Below are 22285 nucleotides of genomic sequence, written 5' to 3'. Positions count from 1 at the left end.
TTAAGTCGTCGGCAGCGTCAGATGTTTATAAGAGCCAGCCCCTACCCTCCCTTCGACACGACCTTCGACTTCACCCGCCGGGACCGCGCCCAGGCCGTGGGCCTCTACTCGCGCACGCCCGCGCCTGGCCCCTACGCCTGGCAGAAGCCCATCACCGAGGACGATGGCTGGACCACGGCCTCACCGGACGACGTCGGCATGGACGTCCAGCCGCTCCAGCAGCTCGTGCAGCGCATCCTCGACCAGGAGCCCAGCCCGGAGCCCGCGCCCGCCATCCAGGGCCTGCTCATCGCCCGTCACGGGAAGCTCATCCTCGAAGAGTACTTTCAAGGCTTCGACAAGGAGCGGCCCCACGACCTGCGCTCCTCATCCAAATCCTACGCGTCCCTGCTCATCGGCATCGCGCTGGACCAGGGCGCCCCCTTCACCGTGGACACACCCGTCACGTCCCTCTTCCCGGAGTACAAGGGCAAGCTCTCCAACCTGGACGCTCGCAAGCGCAAGCTCACCGTCGCGCACCTGATGACCATGGCCACGGGCCTGGCTTGTGACGACGACGACCCGGCGTCCCCTGGCAATGAGGACCGGCTCGAGGACTCCGTGCCGGATTGGTACAAGTACACGCTGGACCTGCCCATGGTCCGCGCTCCTGGCGGCGGCAAGGCGGTGTACTGCTCCGCGAACATCAACCTGCTGGGCGGCGTGCTTCGCAACACCACGCACACCTGGGTCCCCGAGTTCTTCACCCAGAACGTCGCCACGCCCCTCCAGATGCGCGGCTATCACCTGGACCTGATGCCTGACGGCGAGCAGTACCTGGGCGGCGGCATCTACATGCGGCCCCGGGATGCACTGAAGCTCGGGCAGCTCTACCTCTCCGGCGGTACTTGGAACGGAAAGCGCGTGGTCAGCCAGCGCTGGGTCGAACGCTCCGTCGCGAAGCAATCCACGATGCCGGATGGACGGACCTACGGCTACACGTGGTGGCGACACGAGCTGCGCGTCGGCGACCGGGTGTATTCGCAGTACGAGGCCAGCGGGAACGGGGGACAACTCGTGATGGTGGTCCCGGAGCTGGACCTGGTCGTGCTCTTCACCGCGGGCAACTACAACCACGTCGCCCTGTGGCGGAAGTTCCGTGAGGAACTCCTGCCACGGTACATCCTGGCCGCGGTGTCAGCGCCTCCGCGGCCCTGAACCGTGCTCAGTCGCGGTCCGGCGCTCCCAGCGGGAAGAGCGGGCGGTAGGGCCGTCCCCCATCCACCGCGCGGGCCACGGACGGACGCGCGAGCAACCTCGCGCGATAGGCGCGCAGTTGGGGACATGACTCCGGAATCCGGTGCGTCCAATCCGCGTAGAACAGCGACGGCGCGGCCGCACAGTCCGCCAGCGTGAAGGCGTTGCCCGTGGCCCAGGTCCTGCCACCCAACTGCCCTTCAATCCAGCCGTAGGCGCGCTCCAGCCTCTCCACCGCCCGCGTCATCCCGTCCTGGCGCTTCACAGGTTCTCCCGTCAGCGCACCGTTCACGGCCTGCTGGACCGCGTCCATGACGTGCAGGTCGAAGAACCGATCCAGGAACCTCACGTCCAGCGCGGCCAGCGGCTCCTCGGGCAGCAGGCGAACCGTGCCGGGATGCTTCAGCTGGAGGTACTCGATGATGATGCTCGTCTCGACGACGTTGCGGTCTCCGTCCACCAGCACCGGGAATTTGGCGATCGGCCAGCGGCGCAGCCAGTCGGCGGTGTGCTCCGGCGTCTCCGGACCGATGCCTCGAAACTCGAAGGGCGTGCCGTTCTCATACAGCGCGATGAGCACCTTCTGCGTGTACGAGGAGAAATAGTGACCGTAGACCGCGAGCGACATCGTTGGACCCCTCCGTTCGACCACTTGCGATTCGCAACGGGTTGAATCGTATTTGGACCGCTTGCATACTGCAAGCATCCGTTTCCGGAGGACGGCCATGCCACAGACGGGACGCTCCGGCTGCCCCATCAACCTGACGCTCGAACAGCTTGGCGACCGGTGGAGCCTGATCGTCATCCGCGACGTCATGTTCGGGAACCGGCGCACCTACGGAGACCTGCTCTCACGGAGCGAAGAGGGCATCGCGTCCAACATCCTCGCGGACCGGCTGAAGCGCCTGACCGCGTCCGGGCTGCTATCCCGGCGCCCGGATCCGAACCACCAGCAGAAGGGCATCTACAGCCTCACGGAGGCGTCCATCCAGCTGGTGCCGCTGCTCGCGCACATGGGCGCCTGGGGCCGCCGGCACACCCAGCCCAGCGAGGAGCTGTCCGTGCGCGCGGAGCTGCTGGAGAAGGGCGGCCCGGCCCTGTGGGACGCGTTCATGGTGGAGCTGCGCCACCTGCACCTGGACGCGCCGCGCCCTTCCCGCTCGGTGTTCCGGGAGCTTCAGGCCGCCTACGAGAAGGCCGTCGCGCGCAAGGCCCGGGACTGACGGGCCGAAGGCGGGTTAGCGTTCACGGCGCTCATGAAAAACCTCGGTTGTTGGCTGTTCGTCCTCATCTGCGCGCTGTGGCTCCCGGCGTGCGGCCCCTACGACTGCACCTCGGAGAACTGCGCGGACGGATGCTGCAACGCGCTCAACGAGTGCATCGGCTACCGCAGCGACTCGGAATGCGGTCCCAATGGAGGCCTCTGTGAAACGTGCGCGGAAGGCAGTGTCTGCCGGCTCGACCAGCTCACCTGCTACGTGGGCGTGATGCGCACGTACGTGCAGCCCCGGTTTGCCGTCATCGCGGACGTCGACCCGGACACGGGCGAGGACTGGGATTCCGACGGCTCCCCTCCGGACGTCGTCGTGGAGATGAACTGCCCCTCCGCTCGCGAGCGCACCCGCACCGAGGAGGCCGAGACCTGGGATCCCGAATGGCGCACCGGCGGCTGCCAGGTCATCACCTCCAACCTGCTGCGCTACCCGCTTGAAATCTCTATCTTCGACAACGACGGCTTCGCCCCGGATGACGAGTTCGGCGGCATCTCCTACCAGGTCACCCGCGCGGACCTGAACCTGGGCCGCATCGAAATCTCCATCCCGCCCATCGTGAAGACGCTGGTCTTCGACCTGAGCCACAACTACGCACCCCAGTGAGCCGGGCCCCGCTGTAACCGTCCCGGCGCCCGCGGCGTAGTCCTGGCCATGCGCGCCCTCCCGCTGCTGCTCCTGGTCCTGTCCGCCGCCTGTGGTCCCTCCTCCTCCGTGGACGAGGGGCTCGGCGTCATCCAGGGCATCGACACGTCCGAGAACGGCATCACCGCCTTCGTCCGCTCGGGCCAGTACACCTCCTGGCTCGCGGAGCCCTCGGTCCACGAGACGCGCGCTCCGCACGGCAGCAAGGTCCGCGTGTTCTTCAACGACGTCGTCGCGCGGTCCCTGCGCGACGGCAACGCCACGCATCCGGTGGGCAGCATCCTGGTGAAGGAGCTCTTCGAGGACGACGGGAAGACGTTCCGGGGCCACGCGCTGGACGTGAAGGTCGCGGAAGGGCCCGGCAAGGACACCTGGATCTTCTACGAGGGCTTCGGCCCGGACTACACCCGGAACTATTACGGCCGCGCGCACTCCACCTGTCACGGCTGTCACTCGGACGGGAAGGACTTCGTCACGTCGCCCCTGCCCTGAAAACGACGACGGGCGGCCCCCTTTTCGAGGACCGCCCGCCGTTGGACACCGGAAGGGCCTACCGCGCGGCGGACTTGCGGCGCATCAGGAACACGCCCAGGCCCACGCCCGCGGCCCACTTCGCGGCGGCGGCCAGCGGCGTCTTGCCCAGCGCCACCGGGCGGCTCTCGTACCGCGGCTGCGGCGGAACCGGACGGAAGTCCGTGGCGCCGGGCAGGTTCGCGCCCCGCTCCTCCGCCTCCGTCTTCGTCACGTTCGGTCCCGGCGCGTCCGGATCCCGCGCGCCCGGCGCCTTCCCGTCCGGCGACTTGTGCTCGAGGATGCCGTTGATCTCCGCGCCCAGCAGCACGACCATGCAGGAGATCTGCATCCACAGCAGCAGCACGATGACACCGCCGATGGCGCCGTAGTTCACGTCATACGAGCCGAAGTTCGCCACGTACTTCGAGAAGCCCCACGAGGCGAGCACCCAGATGACCACGCTCACAATCGAACCCGGCGTGATGAACTTGAACTTCTGCTTCACGTCCGGCAGCACGTAGTACAGCACCGCCAGCAGCATCATCATCAGGATGCCGGCGACCGGCATGCGCAGCCACAGGACGATGCTCGACAGCGGCTCGCCCAGCTTGTCCGCCACCGCCGGTGTAACGATGGCGACGATGGCCGCGAGCACCACCGTCACCGCCGTCCCCAGCGTCGTCAGCAGCGCGATGCCTCGCATCTTCCAGAACGGGCGCTTCTCCTCCACGCCGTACACCGTGTTGAGCGCTTCCATCAGCGCCACCACGCCACCCGACGCCGCCCAGATGGCGCCCACGCCACCGATGGTCAGCAGCCCCACCGGGTTGCTGTTCGCCAGCGCCTCCAGCCGCTCGCCCAGGATCTTCGTCACCTCCTGGGGCGCCACCTTCGACATCTCCTGGATGAGCTGCTGCGCCTGATGCGGATCAATCAGCACACCGGCCAGCGACACGAGGAACAGCAGGAACGGGAACAGCGCCAGGATGGCCGAGAACGTCAGCGCGTTCGCGACGTTGCCTACCTTGTCGCGTCCCCACTCGTCCTTGAGGGACTTGAAGAACTCCTTCCAACCCATTCCCTTGCCGGGCAAGACCATGCGTCTCCTCCTCGGAGGAGATTGGGCATTCCATCCCCCGGCTGGCTTCCACCCCAGAAGCCCCGCCTGCTCCCCTGGCTGCTTACCGCGCAGGGCCCTTCAAGCCGCAAGCCCCCACGTCACGCCTGCCCGTCCGCCCGGATTCAGTAGATGGGCAACACTGCCGCGTCCTTCAACCGGGGCGCGCGCTGATCCTTCGCCGAAAGCAGGGGTTCCTTCACCGGCCACGGGATGGCCAGGTCCGGATCATCCCAGGCCACGCTCCGCTCGGACTCCGGGGCGTACTGCTCGGTGCACTTGTAGAAGAAGTCCGCCGAGTCGCTCAGCACGCAGAACCCGTGCGCGAAGCCCGGGGGGATCCACAGCTGCCACTTGTTGCCGGATGACAGCTCCGCCCCCATCCACCGGCCGAACGTGGGCGACCCCTTGCGCACGTCCACCACCACGTCCCAGACCGCGCCCGCCAGCACCTGCACCAGCTTCCCCTGCCCGTTCGGCTCCTGGAAGTGCAGGCCTCGCAGCGTGCCCTTCACGGACCGCGACAGGTTGTCCTGCACGAAGGGGCCGGGGATGCCCGCGTCCAGGTAGCGCTGGGCGTGGAACGTCTCCACGAAGAAGCCCCGCGAGTCCCCGAACACGCGCGGCTCCAGCAGGAGGACGCCGGGGAGCTCCGTCGTCTGGACCTTCATGGCGCCATCCCCCGGTGGCCCAGGAGCGACTTGAGGTACTGGCCGTAGTCGTTCTTCAACATGGGCTCCGCGAGCGCCTCCAGCCGCGCCTCGTCGATGTAGCCCATGCGGAAGGCGATCTCCTCCGGGCAGGCGATCTTCAGCCCCTGGCGGCGCTCGATGATCTCGATGAACGACGACGCCTGCATCAGCGACTCGTGCGTCCCGGTGTCCAGCCACGCGTAGCCGCGCCCCATCAGCTCCACCGTGAGCTGGTCGCGCCGCATGTACTCCGCGTTGACGTCGGTGATCTCCAGCTCGCCGCGCTTGCTGGGCTTCAGCCCCGCCGCGATGTCCAGCACCTGGTTGTCGTAGAAGTACAACCCGGTGACGGCGTAGTTGGAGCGAGGCCTCGCGGGCTTCTCCTCGATGCTGATGGCCCGGTTGCCCGGCGCCAGCTCCACCACGCCGTAGCGCTGCGGATCCTTCACCTGGTAGCCGAACACCGTGGCCCCGGACGCGCGCCGCACCGCCCGGCGCACCAGTTCGCTCAGGCCATCCCCGTAGAAGATGTTGTCCCCCAGGATGAGGGACACCGATTCGCTTCCCACGAAGTCCCGGCCGATGACGAACGCCTGCGCCAGCCCTTCCGGCCGGGGCTGCTCCGCGTACTGGAAGGACATGCCCCACTTCTCGCCGTCGCCCAGCAGGTCACGGAAGCGCGGCAGGTCCTGCGGCGTGGAGATGATCAACACCTCGCGGATCCCCGCCAGCATCAGCGTGGTGAGCGGGTAGTAGATCATCGGCTTGTCGTAGACGGGGAGCAGCTGCTTGCTCACCACGAGCGTCAGCGGATACAGGCGCGTCCCCGAGCCTCCCGCGAGGATGATTCCCTTCATCCCGCCTCCCCGGCCCGGGCCGCGAGCCAGCTCGCGTGGAAGCGCTTCAGCGACTCCGTCAGCGCCAGCGGCTTCTGCGACAACTGCTCCCGCGCCTTGTCCGTCACAAGCCCGCTCTTCAGCGGCCGGGGCGCCGACAGCTTCAGGTCCGCCATCCGCGTGGGCACGACCAGCCCCGCGTCGAAGCCGAACACGTCACACAGCGCGCGGCCAAAGGCCACGCGGTCCAGCACCGTGCCGCCGCAGGTGTTCCACGTCCCGCCCAGCCGCCGCTCGCCCAGCTCCACCAGCATCGCGGCCACGTTGTCCGCGAAGCTCGGGGACACCACCTGGTCCTCGAAGAGCTTCACCGGCTGCCCCGCCGACAGCGTCTTCACCAGCCACGCGCCGAAGTTGAGCCGGCCCTCCACCGGAGGCCAGCCGTACACCACCGCCGTGCGCGCGATGGCGCATCCAGGTGCGAGCACGCGCGCGGCCTGTTCGCCCATGTGCTTCGTCATCGCGTAGACGCCGCGAGGGTTCGGCACCGCGTCCTCGGCATACGGGCCCGCGTCACCGTCGAAGACGTAGTCCGTGGACACGTGCACCAGGTGCGCGTCGGCCTCGCGCGTCCAGCGCGCCACCGCCGCCGTGGCGGTGACGTTCGCGGCGTACGCGGCGTCAGGCGCCTTCTCGCAGGCGTCCACCTCCGTCATGGACGCGCAGTGCAGGACGACCTCCGGCGACAGCCGGCCCAGCGCGGGCGCCACTTCCGCCTCGTGCGTGAGGTCCAGCGTCTCGTAGTCGAACGCCCCCGCCGCGCGGCGCACGCCCTTGCCCAGCCCCACGACGGTGTGGCCCCGCGCCGCCAGCAGCGCGCACGCCCGGCGGCCCACCAGCCCGTTGGCTCCCGTGACGACGAAGCGGCTCATGCCCCGTGCCCCCGGCGCGCCAGCGTCACCGTGCTCCGGTACGCCCCGCTCAGCACGCGCTCCCACCACACCGGGTGCTCCACGTACCAGCGCACCGTGTCCGCCAGCCCTTCTTCAAAGGAATGCGTGGGCGCCCACCCCAGCTCGCGCCGGCTCTTCGCCGCGTCGATGGCGTAGCGGCGGTCATGGCCTGGCCGGTCCGTGACGAATTCAATCAGCGACTCCGGCTTGCCCAGCGCCGCGAGGATGCCCTTCACCAGGTCCAGGTTCTTGCGCTCCGCGCCGCCGCCCAGGTTGTAGACCTGCCCCGCGCGGCCCCGCTCCAGCGCCAGGAGCAATCCCTGGCAGTGGTCTTCCACGTGCAGCCAGTCGCGCACGTGCTGGCCGTCGCCGTAGACGGGCAGCCGCTGGTCGCGGAGCGCGTTCACCACCATCCTCGGGATGAGCTTCTCCGGGAACTGATAGCGCCCGTAGTTGTTCGAGCAGCGGGTCACCACCACATCCAGGCCGTACGTGTGGTGGTACGCCAGCGCCAGCAGGTCCGCGCCCGTCTTGGACGCCGAATAGGGGCTGGAGGGCTGGAGCGGCGACGTTTCCGTGAAGGCCCCGGACGGCCCCAGCGAGCCGTACACCTCGTCGGTGGAGCACTGCACGAAGCGGCGCACGCCGTGCGCGCGGCAGGCCTCCAGCAGGTGCTGCGTGCCCAGGACGTTGGTGGTGACGAAGACAGCCGGCCCTTCGATGGAGCGGTCCACGTGGCTCTCCGCGGCCAGGTGGAGGACGGCGTCGATGGCGTGCTCGCGGAGCACCCGGTCCACGCAGGCCCGGTCGCTGATGTCCCCGTGCACGAAGACGTGGCGGGACTCATCCTCCAGACCGGCGAGGTTCTCCAGGTTGCCGGCGTAGGTGAGCCGGTCCAGGTTGACGACCTTCCAGTCCGGCCGCTCGCGGAGCAGGTAGCGGACCAGGTTGGACCCGATGAAGCCGCACCCTCCCGTGACCAGGACGTTCGTTGACATGGACCCAACCTCGGGGACGCGTGGGCCGCCCTGGCTACTGTGCGCACGCCTCTCCGTCAAGGCGCGTCCGGCACCCTTGTAAGGGCAGGCTGGACGGTTGTAAGGGAACGCGCGCGTGTCACCGCGACCTCCTCATGGCCCGGGCGGACCCTTGCACATCCACCAGCTGGTCACCCGCCTGGCCTGGGGTGACGCGATTGGCAACCAGGTGCGCTACCTCCAGAGCCTGCTGCGCTCCTGGGGCCACACCTCCGAAATCTACGCGGACAGCTGGGACGACGCCTGTCGCGACCAGGTGCGCCCCGCGAAGAGCTACCCGCGCGAGGCCACCCGCGACTCCGTGCTGCTCGTGCACCACAGCTTCGAATCGAGGCAGGTGCCGCTCATCGCCCGGTCGCGCGGCCGCAAGCTGCTCGTCTACCACAACATCACCCCCGCCCGGCTCTTCGAGGGCTACGACCGGGGCGCCGCGCTGTCGTGCGACACCGCCCGCGTGGAGCTGCTCGCGCTGCGCCCGCACGTGGACGGCGCCTTCGCCTATTCGCGCTTCAGCGCGGAGGAGCTGGCCGCCGCGGGCTACCCGCGCGTGGACGTGCTGCCCTTCGCCATCGACTGGAACGCGTTCGACACGCCGCCGGACCCCTCGCTGATGGCGGAGCTGGACGACGGCTGCTCCAACATCCTCTTCGTGGGCCGCGCGGTGCCCAGCAAGTACGTGGACGACGTGCTGCGCGTCTTCACCGCGTACCAGCGGCTGTATCAGCCCAGGAGCCGCCTGCTCATCGCCGGCAACATCCACCGCGACGGGCCCTACGGCAGCTTCCTGCACGGCCTCAAGGACCTGCTCGGCCCGGAGCGCATCCAGTTCCTGGGCCGCGTCAACGCCGCGCAGCTGTCCGCCTGCTTCGCGTCCGCCACCGCGTACCTGTCCATGAGCCGGCACGAGGGCTTCGGCGTGCCGCTGCTGGAGGCCATGTACCGGGACGTCCCCGTCGTCGCGTACGGCGCCGCGGCCGTCCCGGAGACGATGGGCGGCGCGGGCCTCACCACCTTCTCGCGCGAGCCCATGGACGTGGCCCAGCTGCTCGCGGTGCTGGAGCGCGACTCCACGCTGCGCCAGCAGGTCCTGGCCGCGCAGCGCGCCCGCGTGGCCGCGCTGTCCCAGCAGGCCGTGGCCACCCAGGTGCGCAACACGCTCCTGCGCTGGATGGGAGCCCGCGACGCAGGCCCGGCCGCCACCCCCACCCCATCCGAGGCGCCCGCCATCGAGCTCGTGTGTCCCGGCTTCACCTCCCGGCCGGACGCGCCCATGTCGCGGCTCGCGCGCGAGCTGCACCGCCGCCTCCCCGACTCCCGCATCCTCGCCCTCCGGGGGCGCGGCGAGGAGCCTGTCCTCTCGCTCGGCCCACGGACGAGCGAGGGCGCCTCTGTCTGGCATTTCACTCCAGACCAGCCGGTCGGCCCGGCGCCGGAGCCGCTGCCCGGTTCATCGTCCCTGGAAACGGCGGTCCGGGCCTCGTCGGGGAAGGTGGTGCTGCTGGGCACGGACTCCGGCGTGTCGCAGGCGCTCTTGGGGGCCGTGGGCCGCCGCGGCTGGGGTGTCCGCGACGCGGCCACCGTGACCGACGAGGCGGCGACGGAAGCGGCGCGGCACCACCTGGGGGCGCAGCTCCTGGAGCTGGACCGTTCGGACCTGGACGCGGTGGCCAACACCCTGGTCCAGGGCCTGTCATCGAAACGAGGAGCCCGCCATGCACGCCGCTGACCTGCTCACGGCCGAGCCCACCGCCCAGGCCGTGGCCGCCGCCACCGAGCGGCTCCCCGAGCCGTCCGCCGCCGCGCGCGACCAGCTGCGCCGTACTCTCGCCGCGTCCCTGCGCGCCCCGGTCGCGGGCCAGTGGCCGGCGCTGCTCCTGGAGGCGCGCGCCAAGGCGGACGTGCGCTACGTGGAGCCCGCGACGTCGCATCGCCCCCTCGTCGGACCGGTGCTGGTGTTCGCCAAGCGGACGTTCCGCGGCGCGTTCCAGCCGTTCATCAACGAGGTGCTGCGCCGCCAGGTGCACTTCAACGAAGCCATCCTGGACGCGCTCACCGTCGTCATCGAGAACCAGCGCGAACACGCCCGCACCCAGGCCCTGTGGCGGCGTGAGCTGGATGCGCGATTGAAGCAGTTGGAGAAGGATCCGCCGGGCCCATCCTCGCGCTGAGCGGATGGCCGCCTGCTCGACGGACGGCGGCCCGGCCGGACGTTGACGCAGGAACCGGCTCCGCGCTACATCGGCCCTTCGCTTCGCCTGCCTCGCTAGATCCTGAGGGGGATGCCACGGGGAGAATCAACGGCGGCGGCGAATCGTTTCCTCCGGGCCGCATCCAGCCCACGACGCGAGTTGCCAAGGCATGAAGATCGGGTTCCTCGTTGGGGACATCGCCAATATCTCCGGTGGGTCCAACGTCATCCTGGAGTACGCCTCTCGGCTGCAGGACCTTGGCCATGAGGCGGTCCTCATCACCCCGGGCCCCGTCAAGCTGACGTATCCGCTGTGGCACCCGCGGCTCGCGGACCTGCCGCGCCGCTCCGTGGCGGAGGCCGAGGGCGAGTCCTTCGACTTCGCGCTGGCCACCTGGTGGATCACCTTCTACGACCTGTGGCGCGTCAACGCCCGGGTCTACGGCTACCTGAACCAGAGCCTGGAGTCGCGCTTCCACGCGGAGCGCCACTACAAGCTGCTCAACCGTCAGACGTACTCGCTGCCGCTGCTGTTCGTCACCGAGGCGAAGTGGCTGGTGGAGTTCATCCAGACGCTGCAGCCCGAAGGGCGCACGCTGTACGTGCAGAACGGCCTGTCGCGGGAGCACTTCCCCTGCGTGCAGGCGCCGCCGAAGCGCGACGGCAAGCTGCGCGTGCTGGTGGAGGGCCCGTGGGGCGTGGGCTTCAAGGGCGTGCCGGAGACCTTCGAGGTGCTGGAGCTGGCCGCGAAGGAAGGCGTCCAGTTCGAGACGGGGTGGCTGGCGTCGTCCTCCGGCGGGCAGAAGCCCACCGTGGGCGGGCAGCCGGTGCAGGTGCACGAGCGCATCCCCATCAACCAGGTGCACCAGGTCTACGGCCAGTACGACGTGCTGCTGAAGCTGTCCCGGGTGGAGGGCATGTTCGGCCCGCCGCTGGAGATGTTCTCCCAGGGCGGCACCGCCATCACGTACACGGTCACCGGCACCGACGAGTACATGGTGCACGGGCAGAACTCGCTGATGGTGGAGCCGTACAACCACCGGCAGATCGTCCAGTTCCTGCGCCTGCTGAGCACGCAGCCCGCGTACCTCGCGCACCTGCGCGCGAACGCGCTCGCCACCGCGAAGGCGTTCACGGACTGGGAGTCCAGCACGCGCCAGGTGGCCACCGGGCTGGAGGCGCTTCACACGGAGGGCTGGACGAATTCGCACCTGCGCCCCGCGCTGGCCGCGATGTCCTCCATGCACGGCCACTGGCTGGATGACGTCTGGCGCGCGGAGCGCGGTGGAAGCTCGCCGCTGCACCCGTACGTGGGCCCCGGCGAGCAGGTGTTGCTGGAGCGCTACCGCCAGTTCAAGAAGTCCCGCCCCGTCCGCGCGCTGCAGAAGCTGGTGTCGGACGATTTGAAGAAGTCGCTGCGCGCGCGGCTCACGCGAGTCCTGTCATGAGAATCCATCCGCCCTCCCCCACCCTCCAGCGCGTCGCCTTCGTGGGCGAGCCGGCCTTCGAGCCGCACGTGCCCGTCCAGGCGGCGTGGGCCCAGGTGCGCTTCTTCCCGGTGACGGCCGGCCAGTGGGAGCCCGCGCTCGACGAGGCGCGGGCCTGGGGCGCGAACGCGACGCTCGTGTTCCGCCCGCAGGACCTCACGCCGGAGCAGGCCGCGCGCCTGCCCGGCACCATGAGCGTGGGCATCATCCCCGCGCCGCTGTTCAGCACGGAGGAGGCGCAGAAGCTCGCGCGCCTGTCCGGCCCGGACGCGAAGGGCTTCCGCTGGCTGACCTATCTGGAGACGCCCGCGTCGCCGGAGCTGTCGCGGCTGCCGCTGCTCCAGACGCTGCCCCTGCCGGTGGACACCGCGCGCTGCCCCTCGGGCCCGCGGCTGGACCTCCGGCGGATGCTGGTGCCGGACTGGGCCAGCCCTTCTCCGGAGGCGCTGGAGCTCTTGCGCAAGCTGGGGCCGGTGGACGTGCTGTCGTCGCACGCCACGCCCGAGGAAGTGACGCAGGCGCTGGAGAAGGCCGGGACGCTCGTCTACGCGTCGCGCGACCTGATGGGCCGCTTTGATCCGCTGCCGCTCCTGGCCATGGCGCACGGCCTGCTCGTCGTCGCGGACACGGTGTTCCCCGGCGACTGGAACATCGAGCCGGAGGACGAGTTCCTCTACCGGCCGGATGGGCAGTGGGGGCGCTCGCTGGACGAGGTCTTCCGCATGCCGGTGTCCTTCCGCGCGGTGCGCATCCGCGCGTGGCAGAAGATGCGCGAGGCCTTCGACGCCTCGGCGTGCTTCCAGCGCGTGCTGCACGACGCCTACCTGTTCGCGGACCCCGTGGCGCACCTGGCGTCGCTCGCCCCCACGCGTCCCCCGGTGGCCGTGCCCGTCGCCGTGGAGGCCTCCGTCCCGGAAGCCCTGGGCGCGGAGAAGGTCCAGCGTCTCACCCGCGCCCGCGCGGCCGTCACCCACTAGAGCCAAGGACACCGGAAGCAGATGACAGCCCGCCGTGAACCCGCAGCGGCCGCGCTGCTTCCCGCCCTTCAGCGCTGGGCGGTGGAGACCGCGCGCGACCTGTACCTGACGCAGAAGGGCGCCCCCGCCGCCACGAAGCACCCCCGCGCGACGCCCGGCGAGCGCATGTCCGTCATCGCGTCGGAGGCCCTGCCGCTGAACGTGGTGGAGGGCCTGTCCCAGGCCTCGCGCCTGTTCCGCGCGGACGAGGCGCCGCCCATCGAATCCTCGCCCTTCTCCACGCTGCGCGAGCGGCTGCTCACGGCGACGGCGGGCTACGACGTGGTGGGCTTCGACGTCTTCAACACGCTGGTGGTGCGCAGCGTGGAGGGCGAGTGGCTCAAGACGGCCGTGGCGCGCGCCTTCCACTCGCGCCTCAAGGCGCTGGTGCACCCCAAGGCGATGCCCACGGTGGCGCAGGTGCGTCAGCGCCGCTTCGCCCTGGAGATGGAGATCGCCGGGGAGCAGGTGGCCCAGGGCCGCGACAACGAAGTGGACTTCGAGGAGCTGGTCCAGCGCTGGGCGGGCAGCTGGGTGCCGCGTGAGCCGCTGCGCTCGCGCATGGCCCAGGAGCTGCGCGCGCTGGAGATTGAGCTGGAGAAGCGGGCGCTGCGCCCCGCGCCGGGCATCCACGAGGTGCTGTCCGCGCTGAAGGCCCAGGGCAAGCGGCTCATCTTCGTGAGCGACATGTACCTGTCGCAGCCGCTGTTGCGCGAGCTGCTGCGGCACTGCGGGCTGGAGCAGTACTTCGACGCGGGCTACGTCTCCATCGACGAGGGGCTGCGCAAGGCGTCCGGCCGGCTCTTCCCGCGCGTGCTGGAGCGCGAAGGGCTCAAGCCCGAGCAGCTCTTCTTCGTGGGCGACGACGAGAACGCGGACAACGTGCAGCCGCGCCGGCTGGGCATCCCCACCCTGCGCATCGACGACCCGGACGAGAAGCAGCGCCGCCGCCGGCTGGAGTCCGCGCAGAAGGCCGTGGAGCAGAACCCGTACTGGGCCGCGCACTACGTGGACGTGGTGCTGGGCAACGAGGCCCAGCACGTCCGCGCGCCGGACGACGACCCCAGCTACCAGCTGGGCCGCACGCTGGCGCCGGGCATCGTCGCCTTCGTGGTGGACGTCATCGAGCGCTCGGAGAAGCTGGGCATCGACCACGTCTACTTCCTGGCGCGTGAGGGCCTGACGCTGCTCAAGGTCTTCGCCCTCCTGAAGGACTCCGGGTTGTTCCCCCGGATGCCGCAGGCGCACTACCTGTTCGTCAGCCGGGCCTCCACCATCCTCGCCTCCATGCGCGAGCTGAGCTGGGAGGAGGTGCACCGCTTCTGGCGCCAGTACAGCCGCCAGTCGCTGCGCGGCCTGCTCAAGAACCTGTCGCTGCCCCAGGACGAGTTCATCCGGCTGGCCGCCGAGTGCGGCCTCACCGACCCGGACCGCCCCATCGTGGAGCCCACGAAGGACGCCGCCTTCCAGCGCTTCCTCGCGTCGCGCCGCGTGCGCGTGGCCTTCCACCAGCGCCGCGACGAGGCGCGCGCCCGGCTGTCCCGCTACCTGGAGTACCGCGGGATGATGGGCCTGAAGCGCACGGCGCTCGTGGACATCGGGTGGAAGGGCAGCATGCAGGACAACCTGATGCGCGCCTTCGAGCACGACGCGCGCTTCCCGGAGCTGCACGGCTTCTATCTGGCCTACGTCCCGGACGGGCAGCCCCAGCCGAAGAACTCCTTCAAGTACGGCTACCTGGCGGACCTGCGGCGCAACGATCTGGAAGAGGCGGACTTCCTGCGCAACACCGCCATCTTCGAGATGATCACCACGGCGAACCACGGCAGCACGGTGCGCTATGGGCAGAACCCCTGGGCGCCGCACCTGCCCATGCCGGAGCTGCTGCATCACGACCAGGAGAAGGACAACAGCGCCCGCTTCTTCCGCCGCGTGCAGGAGGGCATGTACGACTACGCGCGGGACTTCGCGCGCCTGTCTCCGCTGCTGCGCTTCACCGCGGAGGAGCTGCAGCCCGGCACGCTCCAGGAGCTCTTGCGCTACACGCGCTACCCCACGGAGCAGGAGGCGCGCGAGTTCCTCAAGTACTCGCACGTGGAGAGCTTCGGCGTGCACGAGGTCACCACCTTCGGCCTGAAGCTGGAGCTGAAGAAGCTCGCGCAGGTGGGCTCGGTGAAGGGGGCGATCAAAGAGGCCTGGAAGGCCTTCGAGACGAACCCCTGGCGCGACTCCGTGGTGCGCCGCAGCGGCGTGCCGCTGGCGAACCTGGCCTACGACGCCTGGTTCACCTGGCGGGCCATCCGCTAGCCGTCACGCTGGCGGGCGGCGCGCGCTGGGCACTTCATGGGCCAGCGTGCGCACCGCCAGCGCCTCGCCGTCCTCCGGGTGACGGCGCAGGTCGCAGTCCCCCGACAGGAGCGTGAGGTTGGGGTTGTAGTAGGGGTCGCCCTTCAACAGCCACGGCCGGTACGACGTGAAGGAGCGCCAGTAGTCCGGCTCCGGGATGGCGTCCGTGCGGCGGCTGGCGGACTCGTGGTGCACCACGCGCGCGAAGGGCGTGCACACCACGCGCAGGCCCCGGGTGTGCAGCCGCAGGCCCAGGTCCACGTCGCTGCCGCACAGCAGGAAGCGCTCGTCGAAGCCGCCCAGCGCGTCGAAGAGGGGCCGGCGGATCATCACGCACGCGCTGGTGACGGACAGCCAGTTGCGCACCCACTCCGTGTGGCCGAAGGGCGTGACGATGGGCCCGTCCGGCAGGCGCCAGAAGGGGTGGCCCGCCATGCCCGTCATCCCCACGACGATGCCCGCGTGCTGCACGGTGCCTTCCGGGAAGAGGAGCTTCGCGCCCACCGCGCCCACCTCCGGGCGCTGCGCGTGGGACACCAGCTCCGTGAGCCAGCCCGGGTCCACCACTTCCATGTCGTTGTTGAGGAAGAGCAGCAGCTCGCCCGTGGCCTGCCCCGCCGCCCAGTTGTTGATGGCCGGGTAGTTGAAGGGGAAGTCCCAGGTGCGCTTCACCACGCGCGGATCATCGAGCGTGTCCAGCAGCGCGAAGGTCTCCGGGCGGACGCTGTTGTTGGACACGAGCACCAGCTCGTAGTGCGGGTACGTGGTGCGCGTGAGCAGCGTGTCCGTGAGCGTCTTGAGCAGGTCCGGCCGGTCCTTGAACGGGACGATGATGGACACCTTCGGGGTGCCCCGGACGGCGTAGCGCACGCGGTAGCGGCCCGGCCCCGGCACCGTCACCTCGGCGTCCTCGCCCCGGCGGGCCAGGTGCTCGGCGAGCGCGCGGCGGCCCTCCTGGGACACCTGCCCCGTGACGCCGGTGCGCCGGTGGTAGAGCAGGTGCGGCACGTGGCCGATGCGCTCCGACGCCTCGCTGACGCGCAGGAAGAGGTCGTACTCCTCCGCGCCCGGGAAGCCCTCGCGGAAGCCGCCCACGGACTCCACCAGCGCGCGGCGCACCATCACGCCGCGCCCCAGGTAGTCCACGGAGCGGAGCAGGTCCGGAGACCAGTCCGGCTTGAAGAACGGATGGGTGCGGCGCCCGCGCGTGTCCAGCCGGTCCTCGTCGGCGTAGACGACGTCCAGGCCGGGGTCCGCGCCCAGCACGCGCGCCACCTCCGCCAGCGCATGGGGCGCGAGCGTGTCCTCCGCGCCCAGCACGCCCACGAAGTCACCGCTCGCGGCCTGCAGGCCCACGCGCAGCGCGCGGGCGAGGTCCGTGGGCCCGCTGAGCGTCACCCGGCGGATGCGCGGCTGGCGGCGCGACGAGCCCCACGGCTCCGGCAGCGCGGGACCGTCCTCCGGCCCCACGAGCACCAGCTCCCACTCCGGATAGAGCTGGGCCTCCACGGACGCGAGGCATTCGCGCAGGTGCGAGGGGCAGGCCCCCGCGGTGGCCACCAGCAGCGACAGCCGGGGACGGCGCGGCAGCCGCGCCACGGACTCGCGAGCGGCCGTGATGTCCGCGGCCTCGCGCAGCGTGCACCAGTGGTGGAAGTCCTCCAGCGCGGGCACGGGAGGAGGCGGCGTGCGCACGCCGAGGATGGCGGCCAGCGCCACCACCGCCTCGCCGTTGAAGCGGGACTGCCGGCGCAGCACCTCGCGCCACAGCGGCGCGGAGGCCCGGACGCCCCGGGGCAGCCCCGGCCGCTCCCACGGAGACGCCAGCGACACCAGCCGCGCCACCCGGTGCGTGGCCTCCAGCGGAGCCGGTGTCCCGGCCCCTGGCACGGCGGCGACGCTCAACAGCGTCTCCCGCATCAGCGCGTTCCACTCCGCCTGGCGCGCGAGCAGCGGCTCCAGCACGGGCCGCATCGCCTTGCGCCACGCGCGCCACGCCAGCTTCCAGGCCAGGTCCACCGGAGCGAAGCTTCTTGGTTCGCGCCCCTTCGCCGAGCCTCGCGCGTCCAGCTGCTCACGGACCCAGTCCGTCAGGTCCTCGCGGGTGCCCTGGTCGCGCCGGGCCTCCAGGCGCTCCAGCACGCGCAGCACGCGCTGGTTGAAGGCGGCCTGGGGCTTCAGGAGCTCGACGTGGAGCGGGCGCAGCCCCAGCACGAAGGCGCGCTTGGCGGCCGTCACCCACTGCCCTCCCGCGGAGCGGTGCGAGGGCGGCACGGAGAAGTCGAACGGGACGGCGAGCCGGGCCGCGGCCAGCAACGGCGACAGCGGCGTGCTGGCCGGGGGCACCCGCCTTCGCAGCTGCTCCGTCAGCGCCGCGAGCTCCCGCGCATCGCCCGATGAAGGCTCCGCGCGCAGGGCCGCGATGCGCTCGGCGAGCTCACCGGCGGACGAAGCTGTCTGCCCCCCCTCGGGCATGGTGTGGAACAAGGTACTCACTTCCCAGGCGCCTCCCCTTCTTCAAGGCCCCGGGCCGCGGCACGCGGGTGGGCCTCCTCCCCCTCAGGAGGCCGCTGCATGCTTGGACACGGAGACCGCCTGGACGGGAGCGGCCGGAGCCTCCTCCACCACCCAGGTGTGCTCCGGCCGGAAGACTCCCCGGTCATCGTGCTCCGTGCTCACGGAGAAGGTGCAGCGCGCTTCCCGGCCCGGCTCCGGGTTCGCGTTGTTGCCCGTCTTCAGCTCCACGCTCAGCACGTAGGAGCCTCCCAACAGTCCCACCCGGGGAAGCAGGAAGCGCAGCCGTCCCTGCGGCGGCAGCGGCGAAGGCAGCGGCACCCGGTCCGACCGGGTGCTCGTCACGTACAGCACCGCTCCGTCCGCGGTGGACAGCGTGAGGACGAACTCCACGTCCTCCACCGACTCGCGCGCCACGTAGTCGATGCAGACCTCCGCCTGCGTCTCCGAGGTGAGGAGCCCCAGCTCCTCACCGCGCGGCCCCACCAGCCCCACCTTCGAGACGGCCACCGGCGGCGACGCGGGAGGCTCGTCCCGCACCACCGGGCCCTCCGGCAGCGAGGGGAGCGCTCCGCCCCCTTCGGTCAGCGCCGGAGGCGTGAACACCGTGGAGCGCGCCTCCGCGAGCGACACCGCCTGGCGGTACTCCGCGGCGATCTCCGACGGGGTGCCCACGCGGCGGATCCGCCCGCCGTCCAGCCACGCCGCCTGATCACACCAGCGCTCCACGGTGGACATGTCGTGCGTGACGAGGACGATGGTCTTCCCCAGCCGCTTGAACTCCGTCATCTTCGCGAGGCTCTTCTTGCTGAAGTGCTCGTCGCCGACGGCGAGGATCTCATCGATGATGAGGATGTCCGGGTCCACGTGCGTGGCCACGGAGAACGCCAGGCGCATGTACATGCCGCTGGAGTACGTGCGCACCGGCTCGTCGATGAACTCCCCCAGCTCGCTGAACGCGATGATGTCGTCCATCTTCGCGCGCACCTCGGCCCGCGACATGCCGAGGATGATGCCGTTGATGAGGATGTTCTCCCGGCCGGAGAAGTCCGGGTGGAAGCCCGCGCCCAGGTCCAGCAGCGCGGAGATGCGCCCGTTCACCTGGATGCTGCCGGACGTGGGCGTGTAGATGCCCGTGATCAGCTTGAGCAGCGTGCTCTTGCCGGAGCCGTTGCGCCCCAGGATGGCCACCGTCTGGCCCTTGGGGATGCGCAGGTTCACGCCACGCAGGGATTCAATGAAGCGGTTGCCCTGGGCGGCCGCGTTGCGCTGTCCGCGCAGCCAGCGCACGAGCTCCGACTTGAACGTGGTGTACTCGCCCCGGATGGTCTTCTTCCGGAAGCTCTTCACCACGTCCTGGATGACGATGGCGTCCTCGGTCGGTGACTGGACCATCTAGATGGACTCCGCGAACTCCTCGCGGCGGCTCTCGAAGATCTGCGTGGACCCCCACAGCAGCACGAGCGAGACGCCCAGGAGCGACACGAGCGGCACCGGGTCCGGCAACTGGTGCTCGTAGAAGATGGCCTGGTACGAGGTGATGAGGATGGACATCGGATTGAGCACCTGCAGCACGCGCCGGTACTCCTCCGGGATGGTGGACAGCCGGTAGAGCACCGGCGTCATGAAGAACCACAGCGTCATCAGGTTCATCACGATGTGCTGCAGGTCCCGGAACGTCACGTTGAACGCGCTGACCGCGTACACCATGGCGAAGGTGAAGCACATCTGCACCAGCACCACGACCGGGAACAGCGCCACGTGCCAGGACGGCACCACGCCAAAGAGCAGCCCCAGCGCCACCATCAGGGGCAGTGAGAAGACGAAGTTGCAGAAGTTCGTGGCCACCACCGTGGCCGGCAGCACCTGGGCCGGGAAGCGCACCTTGGTGAGCAGGTCGCGCCGGTCGCTGATGGCGCTGGCCCCCGCCGACACCGACGTGGAGAACCAGATCCACGGCAACAGGCCCACGAACATGAAGTAGGCGTAGTTGGTGATCTGGTTCTTCATGAACACGCCGAACAGCAGCGCGTACACCAGCATGTGCAGGGTGGGGTTCAGGAACGTCCAGAAGAAGCCCAGCACCGAGCCGCGATAGCGCGCCTTCAGCTCGCGCTGCACCAGGCTGAGGAGGAGCCCCCGGTACGAATAGAGTTCCCGGAAGTTACGAATCATGCGCCGGTATCCATACCGCAAAGGGTCCGCCGGTGGCGAACGCTCGGGAACAGCGGGCCGCCAGCCCCTCGCGCGCCCGCCTGCCGTGAGGTGCCCTGACCACGGGCACGCCCTGGAGCCTGGAGAAAGAAAAAGGCCCCCTGGTTTCCCAGAGGGCCTTCGATTGGAGCGGGAAAAGGGATTTGAACCCTCGACCCTCGCCTTGGCAAGGCGATGCTCTACCGCTGAGCTATTCCCGCATCAGGTACTGCGGTGCTGCGTGCTTCGATTGGAGCGGGAAAAGGGATTTGAACCCTCGACCCTCGCCTTGGCAAGGCGATGCTCTACCGCTGAGCTATTCCCGCATCAGGTACCGCGTGCTGCCCGGTCAGTGCCGCCCCGGAAGTGGGGCGGGATATACAGAGGCCTCCCAGACACGTCAAACACTTTTCGCATCCGGATCCGCCCCACCCCGCCGGGCGAGCATGCCGAGGAACGCACGGAAGTACACGACCGCGCTCCACACGGAGAAGGCGCCAGACAGGTACACCAGCACCTTGCCCACCTGGTTGTAGTCCACGGTGACGGTGCGGAAGCCCAGGTCCAGCGGGTGCACGTAGTGGACGCACAGGGAGATGATCCCCACCAGCTGGAGGGACGTCTTCCACTTCCCCTCCTGCCCCGCGGCGATGACCATGCCCTCGCTGGCGGCGATGGTCCGCAGGCCGGTGACGATGAACTCGCGGGCCAGCAGCACGATGACGACCCACGCGGCGATGCGGCCCAGGCGGACCATCATCACCAGGGCTGCCATGGCGATGAGCTTGTCCGCCAGCGGATCCATGAACTTGCCCACCACGGTGATGAGGTTCCAGCGGCGGGCAAGGTAGCCGTCGATGACGTCGGTGATGGCGGCCACCGCGAACACCAGGGCGGCCAAGAGCGAGTGCAGCGGGTCCGCGTCGTAGGTGAGCCAGACGAACACGGGGATGAGGAGGATGCGCCCCAACGTCAGCATGTTGGGCAGGTTCCAGAACTCCTGCACCAGGATGCTGGGACGGCGGGACGCGCGGCGGCGGGCCCGCTCCTCGCGCTTGCGCTGCTTCCTGAGGGCTCGCTCGGTGGCCATGGGCGCGCGTTCTACCGGACCCCGGGTGCGATGAGGGCAAATCCTTCACCGCCCAGCTCCACCGCGGCCTTCAGTGTCGCCCCGCCAGCGGACGTCACCAGCGGCACCACGCGGGGGGTGAGGTTGCCCACCCAGCCCACCAGGTGCGTCAGCGGCACCGACACCGGCTGGTCCATGGCCACCGGCACCGAGCGCAGCGGCCCCGTCAGGCTGAGCAGCACCCGCCCCTGCCCGCGCAGGTGCACCAGGTCCAGGTCCTGGGCCAGGTCCGACGGCACGCGGCCGTTCTCGAAGACGACGGGCTCCTCGAAGGCGAAGACGCACGGGTCGCGCAGGTAGACGGACTCGTCGTCCAGCGACACCGCCACCCACTGACGCCCGGACACGGGCTCCAGGTGTAGCGTGCCCTGCCCCCGGGCGCGCACCATGGCCCCGTCGCCCTCGCCAAAGGGCTTGTCCGTGGCCCGGCCCCGGAAGCGCTTCATCTCCGGCTCGAAGGTGACCTGCCCGCGCACGGCGGACAGCCCCTCCAGGCGCGTGAGCAGCTCTCCGTCCACCGCGACCGTCAGGCCCGCCGGGCCCTGCGTGAAGGACTGGCCCGGCGTTGCATTGGGCAGCGCCAGCGTGGGCACCCACTCGGTGAGCACGGGCGGGTTCACGCCCGGTCCGGCGTCCGGCGTGGAGGGCCGGGGCGCCCGAGCCGGCTCGGCGGCGGCGGCCGGCTCGCTCGTGGCCAGCGCGGCGAAGGTCTCATCGAAGGCGGCGCCGGGCCCGGACTCCAGTTGGGACGCGAGGACGGGCGGCTCCTCGGAGACCTCAATCTCCTCCGAAACCGGCGTGGGGGGCAGCTCGTCGGCGACCTCGACGTCGGCCCCGGAGGTGTCCGCGTCCGTGGTCGCGGCGAGCTCCGCGTCCTCGTCCTGGTACGCACTCGCGCCAGGTGGCCCCTCGTCCTCGGCGAAAAGCAGGTCGTCGTCCGGAGGCTTCGCGGCCGCCTGGGCTGGCGTGCCCGCGCGGGGGCTCGGGGGGGCTTCATCCAGGCCGAACTGGGCGCCCCAGTCGCTCTCTCCCGAGGACGCCGCGGGCGCGGGCGGCGTGGCGCGCGCCTCCTGCTCCTCCTCCTGCGCCTCCTCGCGCGGACGGACCGGGGC

19 protein-coding genes and 2 tRNA genes are annotated in these 22285 nt (G+C 70.2%); 8 read left to right on the top strand and 13 right to left on the bottom strand.

From position 1 onward, the window contains the following. Positions 1-1204 precede the first annotated feature (1204 nt). Positions 1205-1864, bottom strand: coding sequence for a glutathione S-transferase family protein (locus tag D7X55_RS14165; RefSeq protein ID WP_121723327.1), 660 nt, complete (start codon positions 1862-1864; stop codon positions 1205-1207). A 97-nt stretch (positions 1865-1961) separates the two neighbouring features. Here D7X55_RS14165 and D7X55_RS14160 point away from each other — a divergent pair, with 97 nt between their 5' ends. Genes D7X55_RS14160 through D7X55_RS14150 form a run of 3 tightly spaced genes read left to right on the top strand, consistent with a single transcriptional unit; the run spans position 1962 to position 3644 of the window. Next, a complete protein-coding gene (locus D7X55_RS14160) occupies positions 1962-2459 on the top strand; it encodes a helix-turn-helix domain-containing protein (protein ID WP_120546718.1) in 498 nt (165 codons plus the stop codon). Between the two features lie 33 nt (positions 2460-2492). Beyond that, a complete protein-coding gene (locus D7X55_RS14155) occupies positions 2493-3113 on the top strand; it encodes a hypothetical protein (RefSeq protein ID WP_120546717.1) in 621 nt (206 codons plus the stop codon). A 48-nt stretch (positions 3114-3161) separates the two neighbouring features. Next, positions 3162-3644, top strand: coding sequence for a hypothetical protein (locus D7X55_RS14150; RefSeq protein ID WP_121723326.1), 483 nt, complete (start codon positions 3162-3164; stop codon positions 3642-3644). Positions 3645-3702: 58 nt separating this feature from the next. On the opposite strand, the gene D7X55_RS14145 is transcribed toward D7X55_RS14150, so the two are convergent. The 5 genes from D7X55_RS14145 to rfbB form a co-directional block, all read right to left on the bottom strand. Continuing rightward, on the bottom strand, positions 3703-4764 hold the full coding sequence (locus D7X55_RS14145; RefSeq protein WP_121723325.1) for a YihY/virulence factor BrkB family protein: 1062 nt from the start codon (positions 4762-4764) through the stop codon (positions 3703-3705). Between the two features lie 143 nt (positions 4765-4907). Continuing rightward, positions 4908-5453, bottom strand: a complete 546-nt coding sequence (gene rfbC, locus D7X55_RS14140) for a dTDP-4-dehydrorhamnose 3,5-epimerase (protein WP_120546714.1) — start codon at positions 5451-5453, stop codon at positions 4908-4910. Beyond that, positions 5450-6331 (bottom strand): glucose-1-phosphate thymidylyltransferase RfbA, encoded by an 882-nt coding sequence (gene rfbA / locus D7X55_RS14135; protein ID WP_120546713.1) that lies wholly within the window; start codon positions 6329-6331, stop codon positions 5450-5452. The genes rfbC and rfbA overlap by 4 nt, the downstream gene beginning before the upstream one ends. Next, complete coding sequence (locus D7X55_RS14130; protein WP_121723324.1) at positions 6328-7242, bottom strand: SDR family oxidoreductase; 915 nt, start codon at positions 7240-7242, stop codon at positions 6328-6330. Before D7X55_RS14130 ends, rfbA begins: the two co-directional genes overlap by 4 nt. Further along, positions 7239-8261 carry a dTDP-glucose 4,6-dehydratase gene (rfbB, locus tag D7X55_RS14125; protein WP_120546711.1) on the bottom strand — a complete coding sequence of 341 codons (1023 nt, stop codon included), beginning with the start codon at positions 8259-8261 and terminating at the stop codon, positions 7239-7241. Before rfbB ends, D7X55_RS14130 begins: the two co-directional genes overlap by 4 nt. 151 nt (positions 8262-8412) lie before the next feature. Here rfbB and D7X55_RS14120 point away from each other — a divergent pair, with 151 nt between their 5' ends. From D7X55_RS14120 to D7X55_RS43345, 5 genes are all read left to right on the top strand, one after another. After that, positions 8413-10026 carry a glycosyltransferase gene (locus D7X55_RS14120; RefSeq protein ID WP_233609847.1) on the top strand — a complete coding sequence of 538 codons (1614 nt, stop codon included), beginning with the start codon at positions 8413-8415 and terminating at the stop codon, positions 10024-10026. Continuing rightward, positions 10013-10468 carry a hypothetical protein gene (locus tag D7X55_RS14115; protein WP_199746964.1) on the top strand — a complete coding sequence of 152 codons (456 nt, stop codon included), beginning with the start codon at positions 10013-10015 and terminating at the stop codon, positions 10466-10468. Before D7X55_RS14120 ends, D7X55_RS14115 begins: the two co-directional genes overlap by 14 nt. 190 nt (positions 10469-10658) lie before the next feature. After that, positions 10659-11936, top strand: a complete 1278-nt coding sequence (locus tag D7X55_RS14110) for a glycosyltransferase family 4 protein (RefSeq protein ID WP_120546710.1) — start codon at positions 10659-10661, stop codon at positions 11934-11936. Further along, positions 11933-12952, top strand: a complete 1020-nt coding sequence (locus tag D7X55_RS14105; RefSeq protein ID WP_121723323.1) for a hypothetical protein — start codon at positions 11933-11935, stop codon at positions 12950-12952. Before D7X55_RS14110 ends, D7X55_RS14105 begins: the two co-directional genes overlap by 4 nt. 21 nt (positions 12953-12973) lie before the next feature. Beyond that, positions 12974-15298 (top strand): HAD family hydrolase, encoded by a 2325-nt coding sequence (locus D7X55_RS43345; protein WP_158626371.1) that lies wholly within the window; start codon positions 12974-12976, stop codon positions 15296-15298. Positions 15299-15301: 3 nt separating this feature from the next. Here the strand turns inward: D7X55_RS43345 and D7X55_RS14095 are convergent, their stop codons facing one another. The 7 genes from D7X55_RS14095 to D7X55_RS14065 all read right to left on the bottom strand — a co-directional run. Then, positions 15302-17833, bottom strand: coding sequence for a glycosyltransferase family 2 protein (locus D7X55_RS14095; RefSeq protein ID WP_304988891.1), 2532 nt, complete (start codon positions 17831-17833; stop codon positions 15302-15304). Between the two features lie 63 nt (positions 17834-17896). Further along, on the bottom strand, positions 17897-19246 hold the full coding sequence (locus D7X55_RS14090; protein ID WP_120546707.1) for an ABC transporter ATP-binding protein: 1350 nt from the start codon (positions 19244-19246) through the stop codon (positions 17897-17899). Continuing rightward, complete coding sequence (locus D7X55_RS14085) at positions 19247-20026, bottom strand: ABC transporter permease (RefSeq protein ID WP_120546706.1); 780 nt, start codon at positions 20024-20026, stop codon at positions 19247-19249. It abuts the gene before it with no gap. Between the two features lie 164 nt (positions 20027-20190). Beyond that, positions 20191-20265: transfer RNA gene (locus tag D7X55_RS14080), tRNA-Gly, on the bottom strand. 30 nt (positions 20266-20295) lie between these two features. Further along, positions 20296-20370 (bottom strand) — tRNA-Gly (locus D7X55_RS14075). 74 nt (positions 20371-20444) lie between these two features. Beyond that, the gene (pgsA, locus tag D7X55_RS14070; protein ID WP_120546705.1) at positions 20445-21134 is read right to left on the bottom strand and encodes a CDP-diacylglycerol--glycerol-3-phosphate 3-phosphatidyltransferase; all 690 of its coding nucleotides are present in this window, start codon (positions 21132-21134) and stop codon (positions 20445-20447) included. Positions 21135-21145: 11 nt separating this feature from the next. Next, positions 21146-22285: AIM24 family protein (locus D7X55_RS14065; RefSeq protein ID WP_199746963.1), on the bottom strand; the 1140-nt coding region annotated here is incomplete at its 5' end.

The sequence above is a fragment of the Corallococcus sp. AB049A genome, assembly GCF_003668885.1.
Classification (GTDB): Bacteria; Myxococcota; Myxococcia; order Myxococcales; family Myxococcaceae; genus Corallococcus; species Corallococcus interemptor.
The sequence above is the reverse complement of the archived record's forward strand: the minus strand, read 5'-3'. Positions and strand labels throughout refer to the sequence as shown.